Origin of the sequence: Burkholderia reimsis, assembly GCF_003294055.1 — a bacterium.
GTDB classification, from domain to species: Bacteria; Pseudomonadota; Gammaproteobacteria; order Burkholderiales; family Burkholderiaceae; genus Burkholderia; species Burkholderia cepacia.
Map to the genome: position 1 here is coordinate 87,222 of NZ_QMFZ01000025.1, position 15,458 is coordinate 102,679.

General features: G+C 66.5%; 11 protein-coding genes. 9 read left to right on the top strand and 2 right to left on the bottom strand.

What is annotated here, in order from left to right; all coding sequences use genetic code 11:
- The first annotated feature begins 130 nt into the window (after positions 1–130).
- The 4 genes from DPV79_RS26160 to DPV79_RS26175 are packed head-to-tail and all read left to right on the top strand — an operon-like array spanning position 131 to position 8,658.
- A complete protein-coding gene (locus DPV79_RS26160) occupies positions 131–1,456 on the top strand; it encodes an MFS transporter (RefSeq protein WP_113046823.1) in 1,326 nt (441 codons plus the stop codon).
- 21 nt (positions 1,457–1,477) lie between these two features.
- On the top strand, positions 1,478–4,075 hold the full coding sequence (gene nirB, locus DPV79_RS26165; RefSeq protein WP_113046824.1) for a nitrite reductase large subunit NirB: 2,598 nt from the start codon (positions 1,478–1,480) through the stop codon (positions 4,073–4,075).
- Positions 4,076–4,106: 31 nt separating this feature from the next.
- Positions 4,107–4,454 (top strand): nitrite reductase small subunit NirD, encoded by a 348-nt coding sequence (gene nirD, locus DPV79_RS26170; protein WP_060061619.1) that lies wholly within the window; start codon positions 4,107–4,109, stop codon positions 4,452–4,454.
- Positions 4,455–4,470: 16 nt separating this feature from the next.
- Positions 4,471–8,658, top strand: coding sequence for a bifunctional nitrate reductase/sulfite reductase flavoprotein subunit alpha (locus tag DPV79_RS26175; protein ID WP_113046825.1), 4,188 nt, complete (start codon positions 4,471–4,473; stop codon positions 8,656–8,658).
- Positions 8,659–8,849: 191 nt separating this feature from the next.
- On the opposite strand, the gene DPV79_RS26180 is transcribed toward DPV79_RS26175, so the two are convergent.
- Both DPV79_RS26180 and DPV79_RS26185 read right to left on the bottom strand, forming a co-directional pair.
- A complete protein-coding gene (locus DPV79_RS26180; RefSeq protein ID WP_113046826.1) occupies positions 8,850–9,626 on the bottom strand; it encodes an SDR family oxidoreductase in 777 nt (258 codons plus the stop codon).
- A 5-nt stretch (positions 9,627–9,631) separates the two neighbouring features.
- Entirely contained in the window at positions 9,632–10,069 is a 438-nt protein-coding gene (locus tag DPV79_RS26185; protein ID WP_113046827.1) for a GlcG/HbpS family heme-binding protein, read from the bottom strand.
- Positions 10,070–10,165: 96 nt separating this feature from the next.
- On the opposite strand from DPV79_RS26185, the gene DPV79_RS26190 reads away from it, so the two are divergent.
- From DPV79_RS26190 to DPV79_RS26210, 5 genes are all read left to right on the top strand, one after another.
- Complete coding sequence (locus tag DPV79_RS26190) at positions 10,166–11,080, top strand: LysR family transcriptional regulator (protein WP_113046848.1); 915 nt, start codon at positions 10,166–10,168, stop codon at positions 11,078–11,080.
- 83 nt (positions 11,081–11,163) lie between these two features.
- Complete coding sequence (locus tag DPV79_RS26195; protein WP_021162920.1) at positions 11,164–11,598, top strand: hypothetical protein; 435 nt, start codon at positions 11,164–11,166, stop codon at positions 11,596–11,598.
- Between the two features lie 525 nt (positions 11,599–12,123).
- Positions 12,124–13,563, top strand: coding sequence for a UbiA family prenyltransferase (locus tag DPV79_RS26200; RefSeq protein WP_060220398.1), 1,440 nt, complete (start codon positions 12,124–12,126; stop codon positions 13,561–13,563).
- Positions 13,564–13,577: 14 nt separating this feature from the next.
- Positions 13,578–14,768 (top strand): hypothetical protein, encoded by a 1,191-nt coding sequence (locus DPV79_RS26205; protein ID WP_113046828.1) that lies wholly within the window; start codon positions 13,578–13,580, stop codon positions 14,766–14,768.
- Complete coding sequence (locus DPV79_RS26210) at positions 14,765–15,103, top strand: small multidrug resistance protein (protein WP_113046829.1); 339 nt, start codon at positions 14,765–14,767, stop codon at positions 15,101–15,103. The genes DPV79_RS26205 and DPV79_RS26210 overlap by 4 nt, the downstream gene beginning before the upstream one ends.
- Positions 15,104–15,458 lie beyond the last annotated feature (355 nt).

Consider the following 15,458-nt stretch of genomic DNA (forward strand, 5'->3'; position numbering starts at 1 on the left):
AATGGCGATTCGTCCGGCAGTACCGATTACAGACGCGCCCGGCAACGGGCTTCATGGGCAACGGCGTCCTACGCATCGGGTCTCGACGAGACCGGGTGCGCAGGACGCCGTTTTTCGTTTGGCGGATGACATGACCGACAAAGCTACCCGTATCGATCTCTTCAGCCTCCACACCGCGCCGATGCGCGCGTTCCACCTGACGTGGATGGCGTTTTTCGTGTGCTTCTTCGCATGGTTCGCGTGCGCGCCGCTGATGCCGCTGATCGCACGCGAATTCCACCTGAGCGCGGCGCAGGTCGCCAACATCAACATCGCGGCCGTGGCCGCGACGATCGCCGTGCGGCTGCTGGTCGGCCCGCTGTGCGACCGCTTCGGCCCGCGCCGCGTGTACGTCGGCCTGCTGCTGCTCGGCGCGATCCCCGTGTTCGCGGTGTCGTTCACGCACGACTACCTGTCGTTCCTGATCTGCCGGCTCGGCATCGGCGCGATCGGCGCGGGCTTCGTGATCACGCAGTACCACACGTCGGTGATGTTCGCGCCGAACGTGGTCGGCACCGCGAACGCGACGACGGCCGGCTGGGGCAATGCCGGCGCGGGCGCGACGCAGGCGCTGATGCCGCTGCTCGTCGCCGCCGGCCTGATGCTCGGCTTCGGCGAGGAATCGTCGTGGCGTGTCGCGCTGGTCGTGCCGGGCGTCGCGATGCTCGCGATGGCCTGGGCGTACTGGCGCTTCACGCAGGATTGCCCGCAAGGCGACTTCGTCGCGCTGCGCAAGGAAGGCGTGACGGTCGACAGCGGCAAGAAGGGCGGCTGGGCGAGTTTCTTCGCGGCCTGCGGCAACTATCGCGTGTGGATGCTGTTCATCACGTACGGCGCGTGCTTCGGCGTCGAGGTGTTCATCCACAACATCGCCGCGCTGTACTACGTCGATCACTTCAGCCTGTCGCTGAAGGACGCCGGTTTCGCGGTCGGCATGTTCGGGCTGCTCGCCCTGTTCGCCCGTGCGCTCGGCGGCTGGCTGTCCGACAAGGTCGCCGCGCGCCGCAGCCTCGACGTGCGCGCGATGCTGCTGTGCGCGTTGATCGTCGGCGAAGGGCTCGGGCTGATCTGGTTCTCGCATGCGCAAAGCGTCGGCATCGCACTCGTCGCGATGCTCGCGTTCGGCCTCTTCACGCACATGGCGTGCGGCGCGACCTACGCGCTGGTGCCCTTCATCGACCGCAAGGCACTCGGCGGCGTCGCGGGGATCGTCGGCGCGGGCGGCAACGTCGGCGCGGTCGCCGCGAGCTTCCTGCTCAAAGGCGTCGGCGACGTGCAGCACACGCTCAGCCTGCTCGGCCTTGCCGTCACCGCGACCGCGCTGTGCGCGATGGCCGTGCGCTTCAGCGAAGAACACAAGACGCGCGAAGCCGAGCTGCGCGACCGCGCGCTGGCTGCCGGCAGCGTCGCGAACTGATCGACCGAGGGAAACGTCATCATGAAACTCATCGTCATCGGCCACGGGATGGTCGGCCACAAGCTGCTCGAGTGCGTCGCGGCGGAAGCGGGCGCCGCGGGCGCGCTGCAGGTCACCGTGCTCGGCGAGGAACCGCGCCCGGCCTACGACCGCGTGCACCTGTCCGAGTTCTTCGCGGGCAAGTCGGCGGACGACCTGTCGCTCGTCGAACCCGGCTTCTTCGAGCGTCATCCGCAGTTCGACCTGCGCCTGAATGCGCGCGTCGCGTCGATCGACCGCGCCGCGCATACGGTCACGCTCGCGTCCGGGGAAACGCTCGCGTACGACAAGCTGGTGCTGGCGACGGGTTCGCGCCCGTTCGTGCCGCCGATGCCGGGGCACGATCGTGAGGGCTGCTTCGTGTACCGGACGATCGAGGATCTCGAGGCGATGCAGGCGTGCGGCACGCACGCGAAGCGCGGCGTCGTGATCGGCGGCGGGCTGCTGGGCCTCGAATGCGCGAAGGCGCTGCGCGACATGGGGCTCGACACGCACGTCGTCGAATTCGCGCCGCGGCTGATGGCCGTGCAGGTCGACGACGGCGGCGGCCGGATGCTGCGTGCGAAGATCGAGGCGCTCGGCGTGACCGTGCATACGGGCAAGAACACGCTCGAGATCGTAGGCGGCGAAGAGGGCACGCACCGGATGGCGTTCGCCGACGACTCCCATCTCGACGCCGACATGATCGTGTTTTCGGCCGGCATTCGCGCACGCGACGAACTGGCGCGTGCGTGCGGCCTGGAAATCGGCCCGCGCGGCGGCGTCGCGATCGACGACGCGTGCCGCACGAGCGACGTCGACATCTACGCGATCGGCGAATGCGCGGCCTGGAACGGCATGGTGTACGGCCTCGTCGCCCCCGGCTACGACATGGCGCGCGTGGTGGCGAAGCAACTGGGCGGCGATGCGGACGGCGAGGCCGGGGCTACGTTCGCGGGCGCCGACATGAGCACGAAGCTGAAGCTGATGGGCGTCGACGTCGCGAGCATCGGCGACGCGCACGGCACGACGGCCGGCAGCCGCACCTACCAGTACGCGGACGAGCGCCGCCAGGTCTACAAGAAGCTCGTCGTGTCCGACTGCGGCAAGTTCCTGCACGGCGCGGTGATGGTCGGCGACGCGGCCGAATACGGCACGCTGCTGCAGATGATGCTGAACCGCATCGAGCTGCCCGAGTCGCCGGAATTCCTGATCCTGCCGTCGTCGGACGGCGCCGCGAAGCCGGCGCTCGGCGTCGACGCGCTGCCTGACGGCGCCCAGATCTGCTCGTGCAACAACGTGTCGAAGTCGCAGATCTGCACGGCGGTCGCCGACGGCGCGACGAGCCTCGGCGCGCTGAAGTCGTGCACGGGCGCCGGCACGTCGTGCGGCGGCTGCGTGCCGCTCGTCACGCAGATCATGAAGGCCGAGATGAAGAAGCAGGGCCTCGCGGTCAACAACCATATCTGCGAGCACTTCCCGTATTCGCGCCAGGAGCTGTTCCACCTGATCCGCGTCGAGCGCATCACGACCTTCGACGCGCTGCTCGCGAAGCACGGCCATGGTCTCGGCTGCGACGTGTGCAAGCCGGCGGTGGCGGGCATCCTCGCGTCGTGCTTCAACGAGTTCGTGCTGAAGAAGGAGCACGCGGGGCTGCAGGATTCGAACGACTACTACCTCGCGAACATCCAGCGCGACGGCACGTATTCGGTCGTGCCGCGCATGCCGGGCGGCGAGGTCACGCCGGAAGGGCTGATCGCGGTCGGTCAGGTCGCGAAGAAGTACGGGCTCTACACGAAGATCACCGGCGGCCAGCGCGTCGACCTGTTCGGTGCGCGCGTCGAGCAGCTGCCGTCGATCTGGGAGGAACTGATCGCGGCCGGTTTCGAATCGGGCCACGCATACGGCAAGGCGCTGCGCACCGTGAAGTCGTGTGTCGGCTCGACGTGGTGCCGTTACGGCGTCGGCGATTCGGTCGGCCTCGCGATCGACCTCGAGAATCGCTACAAGGGGCTGCGCGCGCCGCACAAGATCAAGTTCGGCGTGTCCGGCTGCACGCGCGAGTGTGCGGAAGCGCAGGGCAAGGACGTCGGCATCATCGCGACCGAGAAGGGCTGGAACCTGTACGTGTGCGGCAATGGCGGGATGAAGCCGCGCCACGCGGAACTGCTCGCGTCCGACCTCGACCGCGCGACGCTGGTTCGCTACATCGACCGTTTGCTGATGTTCTACGTGCGCACGGCCGACCGGCTGCAGCGCACGAGCGTTTGGCGCGACAACCTCGAAGGCGGCCTCGATTACCTGATCAACGTCGTCGTGCACGACCGGCTCGGGATCGGCGCCGAACTCGAAGCCGACATGCAGCACGTGGTCGACACCTACGAGTGCGAGTGGAAGCGGGCCGTCACCGATCCCGACACGCGCAAGCGCTTCCGTCACTTCGTGAACAGCGATGCGCCGGACACGACCATCGAATTCGTCGAGACGCGCGGTCAGATCCGGCCCGCGATGCCCGGCGAACGGGTGGGCGGCAAGCCCGTGTCGATTCCTGTCGTCGCCGAAAGCGCGGCGCAAGCCGTGACCGAACCCGCAACCGCCTGACCGATATCCGCATCACTTCAAGGAGCCCATCATGAACGATCGTCTTCCGCCGTCCTGGACCCGCGTATGCGCGCTCGACGACATCGTGCCGAACACCGGCGTGTGTGCACTCGTCAACGGCGAGCAGGTCGCGGTCTTTCACGTCGCGCATGCCGAGGAAGGCGGCGTGTTCGCGATCGACAACGTCGATCCCGTGTCGCGGGCGGCCGTGATGTCGCGCGGGCTGATCGGCAGCCTCGGCGAGCGCGTCGTCGTCGCGTCGCCGCTGTACAAGCAGCATTTCGACCTGCGCACCGGCGAATGCCTGGAGGCACCCGAGCAGTCGGTGAGCACGTATCCGTCGCGGGTCGAGGACGGCTTCGTGTGGATCGCGGCCTGACCGCCCCGGAGCGCGCATGACCGCCACCCCCGTCAAGAGCGTGTGCCCGTACTGCGGCGTCGGCTGCGGGATGGTGCTGCACGTCGAGGAAGGCGAAGTCGTCAAGGTGTCCGGCGACGCCGACCATCCGGCCAACTTCGGGCGGCTGTGCACGAAGGGTTCGTCGGCGCACGTCGCGCTGCGCCGCTCGGGGCGGCTCGACCGCGCGTTCGTGCGCCGCGCGCGCGAGGACGACCTCGTGCCGCTGCCGGCGCGCGACGCGATCGCCGACACCGCGCGCCGCCTGCGGGCGGTGCTCGATGCGCACGGGCCGGACGCGCTGTCGTTCTACGTGTCGGGGCAGATGTCGATCGAGGCGCAATACCTCGTCAACAAGCTCGCGAAGGGTTTCGTCGGCACCAACAACATCGAGTCGAACTCGCGCCTCTGCATGGCGAGCGCGAGCACCGGCTACAAGCAGTCGCTCGGCGCGGACGGCCCGCCCGGGTCGTACCAGGACTTCGATCGCGCGAACCTGTTCTTCGTGATCGGCGCGAACATGGCCGACTGCCATCCGATCCTGTTCCTGCGGATGATGGACCGCGTGAAGGCCGGCGCGAAGCTGATCGTCGTCGATCCGCGCCGCACCGGCACCGCCGACAAGGCCGACCTGTTCCTGCAGATCCGGCCGGGCACCGATCTCGCGCTGACCAACGGGCTGCTGCACCTGCTGCATGCGAACGGCCGCACCGACGGCGCGTTCATCGACGCGTACACCGAAGGCTGGGACGCGATGCCCGCGTTCCTCGCCAACTACACGCCCGGGCGCGTGGCTGAAATCACGGGGCTCGCGGAAGCTGACCTGCGCACGGCCGCGCAATGGATCGGCGACGCGCAGGAATGGATGAGCTGCTGGACGATGGGGCTCAACCAGAGCACGCACGGCGTGTGGAACACCAACGCGATCTGCAACCTGCATCTCGCGACGGGCAGGATCTGCCGTGCCGGCAGCGGGCCGTTCTCGCTGACCGGCCAGCCGAACGCGATGGGCGGGCGCGAGATGGGCTACATGGGCCCCGGCCTGCCGGGCCAGCGCTCGGTGGCGTCCGACGACGATCGCCGTTTCGTCGAGCACCTGTGGCGCGTGCCGGCCGGCACGCTGCGCAAGGAAACCGGCAACGGCACCGTCGACCTGTTCGAGCGGATGGCGGCCGGCGACATCAAGGCATGCTGGATCATCTGCACGAACCCGGTCGCCACGGTGCCGAACCGGCAGAACGTGATCGCCGGATTGCAGGCCGCGGAACTCGTGATCGCACAGGACGCGTTCCTCGATACCGAAACCAACCGCTACGCGGACATCCTGCTGCCCGGCGCGCTGTGGGCCGAGGGCGACGGTGTGATGATCAACTCCGAGCGCAACATGACGCTGATGCGCGCGGCGGTCGCGCCGCCGGGCGACGCGCTGCCCGATTGGCGCATCGTCGCGGAAGTCGCGCGCGCGATGGGGTTCGGCGATGCGTTCGACTATGCGTCGGCGGCCGATGTGTTCGACGAGATCGTCCGCTTCTCGAATCCGGCGACGGGCTACGACCTGCGCGGCGCGAGCCATGCGGCGCTGCGCGACGGGCCCGTGCAGTGGCCGGTCGCGCCGGGCACCGCGCGCGAGCGGCGCCCGATCCGCTACCTGAACGACGGCGTGAGCCAGCCGCTGCGCCCGGCCGCCGACGGCGACGACGCGCCGCGCATCGCGTTCCCGACGCCGTCGGGCAAGGCGCGCTTCTTCGCCCGGCCGCACGTCGATCCGGCCGAATTGCCCGACGACACGTTCCCGATCGTGCTGAACACGGGGCGGCTGCAGCATCAGTGGCACACGATGACCAAGACGGGCAAGGTCGCGATGCTGAACAAGCTGAACCCGCGCCCGTTCGTCGAGCTGCATCCGGACGACGCGAGCGCGCTCGGCATCGCCGCGAAGGACAGTGTCGAGATCCGCTCGGCGCGCGGCCGCGCGGTGCTGCCGGCCGTCGTGACCGAGCGCGTGCGGCGCGGCGACTGCTTCGCGCCGATGCACTGGAACGACGTGTACGGCGACGACCTGTGCATCAACGCGGTGACGAACGACGCGATCGATCCCGAATCTCGGCAACCCGAACTGAAATACTGCGCGGTCGCGCTGCGGCGCGTCGAGACCGCTGCGTTCGCGTCCGCCGACGACCAGACGGCGCAACCCGATGCCCGCGCCGACGACGCACGGCCCGCGCCGGCGACGGTGCAGGCGACTGCTTCACAGGAATCCGACATGGCAGACATCGACACTTTCGCGGCCGCGCTCAGCATCGCCGACTTCGCGCCGCCGCCGTTGACGGACACCGAACGGCTGTATGTGGCCGGGTTCGTCAGCGGGCTGAAGGCAAGCGCCGGCCGGCGCGAGGGCGGCGTGCCGGTGCTGCCGGCCGGCGCGCCGCTCACGCCGCCGGTGCGGTTCTGGTTCGACGGGATGCTCGCCGGGTTGTTCAGCCGCTCGCTGCCGGCGAGCTTGCCGGGCGCCGCGGCCCCCGTGCTGCCGGCCGATGCCGCCGCGTCCGGCGGCGTGCGGATCGTGCGCACGCGGCCGAAGGTCGTGCTGCTGTGGGCGTCGCAGACCGGCAACATCGAATCGTTGACCGAGGATTACGCGACGCAGCTGATGAACGCGGGCTTCGAGATCCGCACCGCGTGCATGTCCGACTATCCGGTGGCGTCGCTCGCCGGTGCGCAATACGTGCTGCTGATGACGAGCACGTTCGGCGACGGCGACGCGCCCGACAACGGCAGCGAATTCTGGGAAGCGCTGCAGGCCGGCGGCGCCGCGCGCCTCGACGGCGTGCACTTCGCGGTGCTCGCGTTCGGCGACCGCAACTACGACCAGTTCTGCGGCCATGGCCGCCGGCTCGACGCGCGGCTTGCGGAACTCGGCGCGGCGCGCCTGTGCGCGCGCGTCGATTGCGACGTCGAATTCCAGCGCGATGCCGACCAGTGGCTCGAACGCGTCGTCGCGCGGATCAAGGAGGCCGATGCCGCACTGCACGCGGTGCCGACCGGCGGCCTGGGCCCGTCAGGGCTGCTGCCGACGAAGGCGCATCCGGCGCCGTCGAAGCTCGTCGCGAACCTGAGGCTCAACCGTCCGGGCGCGGCGAAGGACACACGCTACGTGTCGTTGTCGACCGAAGGCGCGAACCTCGAATACGAAACCGGCGACGCGCTCGGCGTGTGGCCGACCAACTGCCCGGAACTGGTCGACGAACTGCTGTCCGTTACCGCGCTGAAGGCCGATGCACCCGTGTCGGTGGCGGGTGTCGGCGACGTGCGCCTCGGCGACGCACTCGCTCGTCATTTCGACATCACGCGCCCGCATCCGGACACGCTCGCGTTCATCGCGTCGCGCAGCGCGAACGGCGCGCTGAAGGCGCTGCTCGGCGACGACCGCAAGGGCGACCTGAAGCAATGGTTGTGGGGGCAACAACTCGCGGACGTGCTGCACGAGTTTCCGGTCGATCTGTCGGGCAACGAACTCGTCGGGATGCTGAAGCGCATGCAGCCGCGTCTTTATTCGATCGCGTCGAGCCCGAGCGCGCACCCCGGCGAGATCCACCTGACCGTGTCGGCCGTGCGCTATCACAACGGCCGGCGCGCGCGCAAAGGTGTCGCATCGACGTTCCTCGCCGATCGCGCGGACGACGGCCGCGTGCCCGTGTTCGTGCAGAAATCCGCGCATTTCCGGCCGCCGGTGAACGGCGACGTGCCGATCGTGATGGTCGGCCCCGGCACCGGCGTCGCGCCGTTCCGCGGCTTCCTGCACGAACGGCAGGCGCGCGGCGCGCGCGGGCGCAACTGGCTGTTCTTCGGTGAACAGCATGCGCAGACGGACTTCTACTACGGCGACGAGCTGGGCGCGATGCGCGACAGCGGTTTCCTGACGCGGCTCGATCTCGCGTTCTCGCGCGACCAGGCCGACAAGATCTACGTGCAGGACCGGATGCGCGAGCAGGGCGCCGAGCTGTTCGCGTGGCTGGAGGAAGGCGCGCACTTCTACGTGTGCGGCGACGCCGCGCGGATGGCGAAGGACGTCGATGCCGCGCTGAAGGCCGTCGTCGCCGAGCACGGCGGCATGTCGGACGAAGCCGCGAACGACTACGTCGCGCGGCTCGCGAAGGCGCGCCGCTACATGCGGGACGTGTACTGACCGCGAGCGGTGCGGTGCGGCGCGGCCCGCCGGTTTGCGGGCCCGTCCCCGGGCGACGCGTTGGCCTGCGACGAGCCGCGCCGGGCCGTCCGTCGCGAAGGCCGTCGACGGCGAACGTCGCACGCGACAGGCCGGGCGGCGGGCACGGCGTTCCTGCATGACATGAACCGCCGGGCCGCCGCCGGTTTGCGTTACTGCTGACGCTCCCACGCGCGCGCCTGTTCGGCACGGACGAGTGTTTCCGACGACCGCGGCAGCAGGTTGCGGAACGCGCCGCCGTCGCTGTCGATCACGTCGACCATCTTCGCGATCATTTCTTCCGGATCGTGCTGTTCGAGCGGGAACGTCAGCCGCTCGGGCGTCACCGTGTGGACGGCCGGATCGTGCCAGCGCCGCGTCGTTTCCATCATCCGGTCGTTGAAACCCGTGCTGTACGGGCCGGGGTTCACGACCGCGACACGGATTCCGTGCGGCGCCAGCTCCGCGTGCATCGCCTCGGCGATCGATTCGACCGCGTGCTTCGACGCGCAATAGGCGCCCGTGAACGGCCCGGTGATCAGGCCCGCGATCGACGACACGAACACGATCTTGCCGTGCCGGCGCGCGAGCATCCCGCGCGCGATGTGCTGCGTGAGTTCGAGCGGCCCGAACACGTTGACGTCGAACAGGTCGCGGACGATCCCGACCGGCAGGTCGACGAGCGCGCCGGCTTCGCCGACGCCCGCGTTGTTCACGAGCACGTCGACGTCCAGCTCGGCCGCGCGGGCGCGATCGTGGGCCGACGTGACATCGAGCTTGATGGCGCGCAGCGTGGTGCCGCGTTGCGCGGCGGCGTCCGTCAGTGCGTCGATCTCGACGGTGACGCGCACGCCGGCCGTCACGTCGTGGCCGCGTTCTGCGAGCCGCAGCGCCACTTCCCGGCCGAAGCCGGTGCCTGCGCCGGTAATGAGGATGCGTTTCCGTGCCATGTTGCTTACCTTGTGGTGGGAAGGGTTGCCTGAAAGCGGTCGCGGCCGTGCCGGGCGATCGCGGTGTCTTCGTCGACGCTGCCGCCCGAAACGCCGATTGCGCCGACGCAGCGTCCGCTACCGTCGACGAGCGGTTCGCCGCCGCCGAACGTGACGAGCCCGCCGTGGCTGTACTCGATCCCGCGCAGCGGCCCGTCGCCCGACATCGCACCGAGCGCGCCGGTCGATATGCGGAAGCGGACCGCCGTCAGCGCCTTGCGCTGCGCGAGATCGATCGCGCCGAGGAAACAGTCGTCGGTGCGCGCGAACGCGAGCAGGTTCGCGCCGGCATCGACGATTGCGATGGCGACGCCGGCAACCTGCAGCGACGCCGCATGCGCGAGTGCTGCGTCGATCGTACGGCGGGCGGCTGCGAGCGGCAGCGCGGCGGTGAGCGGGTCCATGCGAGGCTCCGGAGGGACGACAGGCCCCAGTGTAGGCAGTTGCGGTATATGGGAGAATCCGCATTCCGCTCGAAAGAGTTTCAAGTTTTTCTAATGATGAGCCGACGTGATCCGATGGCCGGGCTGCACGTGTTCATGACGGTCGCGACGGCCGGCAACTTCACGCGGGCGGCTGCCGCGCTCGGCCTGACGCCGGCTGCCGTCAGCCTCGCGATCGGGCAGCTCGAGGGCGAGCTGAACGTGAAGCTGTTCAATCGCAGCACGCGCGGCGTGAGCCTGACGGAAGCCGGGCAGCACTACTGGCGGCAGACGGAGGCCGCGTACCGGCAGGTCGTGCACGCGCGCGACGCGCTGAAGGATGCGCGCAGCGAGCCGAGCGGCGTGTTGCGCGTCACCGCGCTGCCGCTGGCGCGCACGCTCGTGATCGCGCCGGTGCTGGCCGTATTCCGCGAGCGTTATCCGAAAGTGCGGCTCGAGATCCGCTACGAGAACGAACTCGTCGACATCGCGAAGGACGGGTTCGATGCGGGGATTCGCCTCGCCGACCGGCTGCAGCCGGGGACGATCGGCGTGCGGATCGCGCCGGCGCTTTCGTGCGCGCTGGTCGCGTCGCCCGGTTATCTGGCGCGGTACGGCACGCCGGCGTCGATCGCGGCGCTCGAACGTCATGCATGTATCCGCTTCCGGTTTTCGGAGAGCGGGCGGCTGCACAAATGGCTGCTGCACGACGGGCGCCGCGATGTCGATCTCGATCCGGAAGGCGTATTCGTGACGAACGATGCCGATGCGGTGATCGACGCGGCGCGTGCCGGTGTCGGGATCGCGTTTGCGTTCATGCGCGAGCGCATCGAGCAGGACTTGCGCGACGCCACGCTCGTCGAGGTGTTGCCGGGCGCGTGCCGGACGCTGCCGCCGATGTGGCTGTATTACGTGAATCGCAAGCACGTGCCGGCGAAGCTGCGCGCGTTCATCGACGTGCTGCGGGAGCGCGACGGCACGGGCGCGGCGTAAGCGTTGCATCGGCCGGTTGACTGCAGCGCTGGCCGAGGCGGCGCATGATGGCGGCTCCAGCCACGAAACGAAGGAGTCGCGTCATGACGGTATCTCTTCATTTTCCGGTTCGTACTTTGGCCATTGCCGCGGCGTTGGTGGCGGCCGTGACCTGCAGCGCGCCGGCCATCGGCCAGACATCGACCGTACCCGCCGGTTCGGCTGCGGCAACGCCCGACAACGCGGTGCTGCTCACCGTCTTCCTGAAACACGACCAGTCGCGCCCGCTCGCCGAGCTGAACGCGCAACTGGCGAAGCAGGGGTTCTACAAGGCGTTTCCGCCGCCGGGCGTCGAAGTGGTGAGCTGGACCGTGACGATGGGGATCGGGCAGATCGTCGTGTTGCGGTTGCCGGCATCGCGGGTGCGCGAGGTCAATCGGGTGCTCGAAGATACGGCTTGGGGTGCGTATCGGACGGAGTTCTACCCGACTTACGACTACAAGGCGATCGGGTTGGGGGAGCATGAGCGGGCGAAGTGAGGCTCGAGTTTTTGTATTGTTGCCTCGTAATGGCGCCGACATCGGCCAGATTACCCGACAGGGCGTTGGGCTCGACGTACTTTAATCCAGGCGTTTTTCTTAATATTGGCGGGTGCCGGGAATGCCCGTCATTCGACCGAAAAATGAATGAAGTGTAATTAAAATAAATTCCGGTTGATTTGAAGTGGAAATATGTAATTTGTTTAATTAAAATTATTTCAATAATAAAAACACAAAAAACAAGATTGCCAGGTTTGTCGCTTTTGAAAAGACTTGCAGCTCATCTCGACGGAGCGGCCCTTTCCTTGTGGGATTCCGCGTCCGGCACGCGATCCTGTTGATCGATTGTCATCTTCATTGGCCTGTTTTCTGGTAATATCCGCGCGCTTCGGGCGAGGCACGCAATGAGGTCAGGGGCGAAAATCGTCGAAGCTACGTTGCTGTCGCCTTCGCGACGGCAGCAGTCGTGCACATAACAGATTGACCAGTTTGACATCCATGTCAAACGGAAATGACTCACGAATAATGCGAGAGACCAGAAAACTTCCGCTTGTCGTCGATCTCGACGGCACGCTGACGACATCTGACACGTTGATGGAATCCGTGCTAAGTGTCGTCAAGCATCAACCGGCGAATCTGTTGCGGCTGCCTTTCTGGCTCGCTGGCGGTCGCGCCGCATTCAAGGGCAAGGTTGCGGAGCAGGCCGATTTCCGGGCGGAGACGATTCCTTACCGCGAGTCGCTTGTCGATTACCTGGCTCACGAACGCAAAGGCGGCCGCAAGATCGTGCTGGCGACGGCCGCTCATCGTTCGATTGCCGAGCGGGTAGACGCCCATCTTGGCCTGTTCGATCTCGTCATCGCGACTCACGGCGACACCAACCTGAAAAGCGAAACCAAGCTCGCGGGCATCCGCGAGCAGGTCGGCGACGACTTCGTCTATGCCGGCGACAGCAAGGCCGACATGCCGATCTGGGCCGGTGCGAAGGGCGCCATTCTCGCTGGCGTTTCGCCCGATATTGCCGCAGATATCCGGAGCAGCATTCCCGTCGAGCGGGAATTTTCGAACGAGTGTGCCAGCTTCTCGACATGGTGCAAGGCGCTGCGCGTCCATCAATGGTTGAAAAACCTGCTGTTGTTCGTCCCGCTGCTGACGGCTTTTGCGTTCTTCGACGCCGACAAGGTCGCCACGCTCGTGCTCGCATTTCTGGCGATGTCGCTGGGCGCATCGGCAACCTACATCGGCAACGATCTTTGGGATCTGGACAACGACCGGCGCCATCCTCGCAAGCGCAATCGCGCGTTCGCGAACGGGACGTTGTCGATTGCCCGGGGTATGGGCGCCGCCGCGCTGCTGCTCGCGGTGGCGTTTGCGCTGGCATTCGCGGTATCGGCCGAGTTTGCCGGCATGTTCGCGCTCTATCTGCTGCTGACGACCGCCTATAGCTGGCGCCTGAAATCGGTCGTGCTGCTCGATGTCGTCGTGTTGTCGCTGTTGTACACGCACCGGATCGTTGCGGGCGCCATTGCGTCGCGCATCGCGGTCAGCCGCTGGCTCCTCGCATTTTCCGTGCTTGCCTTTCTCAGTCTTGCGCTCGTGAAGCGCTGCTCCGAACTCGTGTTCTTGCGCCAGAACGACAAGCGTGTATCGGCGGGCCGGGATTACCGAGTGGGGGACCTCGAGGTGCTCTGGCCGTTCGGGATCGGCGCGTCGCTGGCCGCCGTGGTCGTGTTCGGCCTGTTCATCAATGCTCCCGAAACCGCCGCGCGCTACACCGTTCCGCATTTGCTTTGGCTCGTGCAGATCGGTCTGATCTACCTGTTCGGCCGGCTGTGGATCGCGACGGTCCGCGGCACGATGAACGACGATCCGATCGTTCATATTCTCGAAAATCGCGGTAGTTTCGGCATGCTTTGCGCGATGGTGGCGCTGGTGCTGGCCGCTCACTTCATGCCTGCGCTGTAAGCGACACCCATCCTATGACGGAAAAGAACCGAAACCGCGTGCGGGCATTCTGCCGCTTTGCCATCGTCTACGTGCTGCTGTTCGTGTGCGCAGGAAATATCACCAACAGCATGCTGTTGAAGTGGGGGTTCCGTGACGACCAGAAGGGCACTTTCGCCACGAGCTACAGCCTCGTCGGGATGATGAACGGCGACGCACCGAAGCCGTTCGTCTACCGCTCGTCGTTTCCGAAGGCCGCGAAAGCGCTGGCCGAACGCCTCGACGGGGCGACGCGGGACAAGCTGTTCAAATCGATCTCACGGCATGATTCACTGCGCAACGCGTATTTCACGAGCGTGCCGGGCGAGTACTGGACGCCGGTCGTGGCGATCGTCTATCACCTGACCTACATCGCGATTGTGCTGTCGACGCTGTTTGCGCTGTTGCTGGTCTACAAGCTGGCAAGGCTGCACGGCCTGAGCTTTGGGCATTCGGTCGGTTTTCTGGCGGCATTCAGTTTCGTCTATCCGCTCACGTTTCAGCAGGGCGGCTACTACTACGATTTCTTCGAACTGCTCGGGGTGCTCGGTGCGTGCTATTTCCTGCTGACGAAACGGCTGCTGGCCTGCACGCTGATGATCGCCGTCTTTTCCCTGAACAAGGAGACGTTCTTCCTGGTTCCGCTCGCGCTGTTCTTCCTGCACGACCGCGACGTTGCAATGTTCAAGCGCCTGATGTGGCTCGTGCTGCAACTGGGTATCTGCGTGGCGACCCGTCAGTTCATCATGAGCGGGTATGGTGCCAATGCCGGCGGATTCGTCGAATATCACGTGTGGGACAACATACGGTTCTGGCTGAATCCGGCTTCCTATCTGTCGTTCTACAACCTCATCGGCAAAGGCATCTTTACCCCGAGCCTCGAGAACCCGTTGATGCTCGTGCCGCTTGCGGTGTTCTTCAGGGCGGCATGGCGTGCGACGCCAGGCCGTTACCGTGCCTACTTCGGCGCAGCGTTCATGCCGGTGCTCGTGCTGTTCTTCTTTTTCGGTTACCGGGACGAAGCGCGAAACTTCTCGGTCGTCTTTCCCGCAATCGTATTGATCGCACTGCACGGTGCGAACCGCTTCAATGCGATTTTTGGCGGCAGCGCGGTGGTGCCGGACGCGGTTCGTGCCCCGGCCGGTCGCCGATTCGACGCAGCAACGGCGACGGAGGCCGCGCAATGAACGGGTTGATCGTGATTGCGAGCGGTGTTTTCGGTGGACTCGCCAGCGTGTTGCTCAGGGTGGCAGCGCTCAAGGGAATCGCGCTCGGCGAATCGAGCTTATGGCCGTGGATTGCGCGTGGCGCGGCCGTTGGCGCTTACGGCATCGGGTTCGTGCTTTATGCGCTCGCGCTGCGCAAGGCGTCGCTCGGCATTGCCTACCCGACCATGGTGGCGGTTTCGATGCTCGTCGTGCTGTCGTTCACGGCGGTGCACGAGCATCTGCTGCGGCCCATGCAGGCGGTTGGGGCGCTCATCATCCTGGTCGGCGTCTGGATGGTCACGCGGGCTGCGTAATCCGGACGGCCGTCAAGGAATTCCCGGGAAAGGGCGCGGTCGGGGCGCCCCGGCAGTGTCGATTTTTGTGCTCTGCCTGAAATGGGCGCTACATTACCGTACCTGTCCCCATTCCCCAAATAGCGTGCCGCCGCGAATTCGTGCTCGCCCGTTCGGCGCGGCCGGAAGAATTTTCCCTAAATGCGCGGCCCGTCATTCGTCCGACGAAAAACCGGCCCCGGTTCCCTGTATCATGCGCACCTTGCGTTTTTCGGTCGCACGATTTTGATGCCGTGTTTACGTGCTCCGATAGCCACAAAACCGCACAATGCGAACCAGAAAGATTTTGTAATATAAGATCCGTATACTCGTAAGT

Excerpts from the sequence above, each read along its gene's own strand:
- DPV79_RS26160 (WP_113046823.1), top strand. The coding sequence starts at position 131 with ATGACCGACAAAGCTACCCGTATCGATCTCTTCAGCCTCCACACCGCG.
- nirB (WP_113046824.1), top strand. The coding sequence starts at position 1,478 with ATGAAACTCATCGTCATCGGCCACGGGATGGTCGGCCACAAGCTGCTC.
- nirD (WP_060061619.1), top strand. The coding sequence starts at position 4,107 with ATGAACGATCGTCTTCCGCCGTCCTGGACCCGCGTATGCGCGCTCGAC.
- DPV79_RS26175 (WP_113046825.1), top strand. The coding sequence starts at position 4,471 with ATGACCGCCACCCCCGTCAAGAGCGTGTGCCCGTACTGCGGCGTCGGC.
- DPV79_RS26180 (WP_113046826.1), bottom strand. The coding sequence starts at position 9,626 with ATGGCACGGAAACGCATCCTCATTACCGGCGCAGGCACCGGCTTCGGC.
- DPV79_RS26185 (WP_113046827.1), bottom strand. The coding sequence starts at position 10,069 with ATGGACCCGCTCACCGCCGCGCTGCCGCTCGCAGCCGCCCGCCGTACG.
- DPV79_RS26190 (WP_113046848.1), top strand. The coding sequence starts at position 10,166 with ATGAGCCGACGTGATCCGATGGCCGGGCTGCACGTGTTCATGACGGTC.
- DPV79_RS26195 (WP_021162920.1), top strand. The coding sequence starts at position 11,164 with ATGACGGTATCTCTTCATTTTCCGGTTCGTACTTTGGCCATTGCCGCG.
- DPV79_RS26200 (WP_060220398.1), top strand. The coding sequence starts at position 12,124 with ATGCGAGAGACCAGAAAACTTCCGCTTGTCGTCGATCTCGACGGCACG.
- DPV79_RS26205 (WP_113046828.1), top strand. The coding sequence starts at position 13,578 with ATGACGGAAAAGAACCGAAACCGCGTGCGGGCATTCTGCCGCTTTGCC.
- DPV79_RS26210 (WP_113046829.1), top strand. The coding sequence starts at position 14,765 with ATGAACGGGTTGATCGTGATTGCGAGCGGTGTTTTCGGTGGACTCGCC.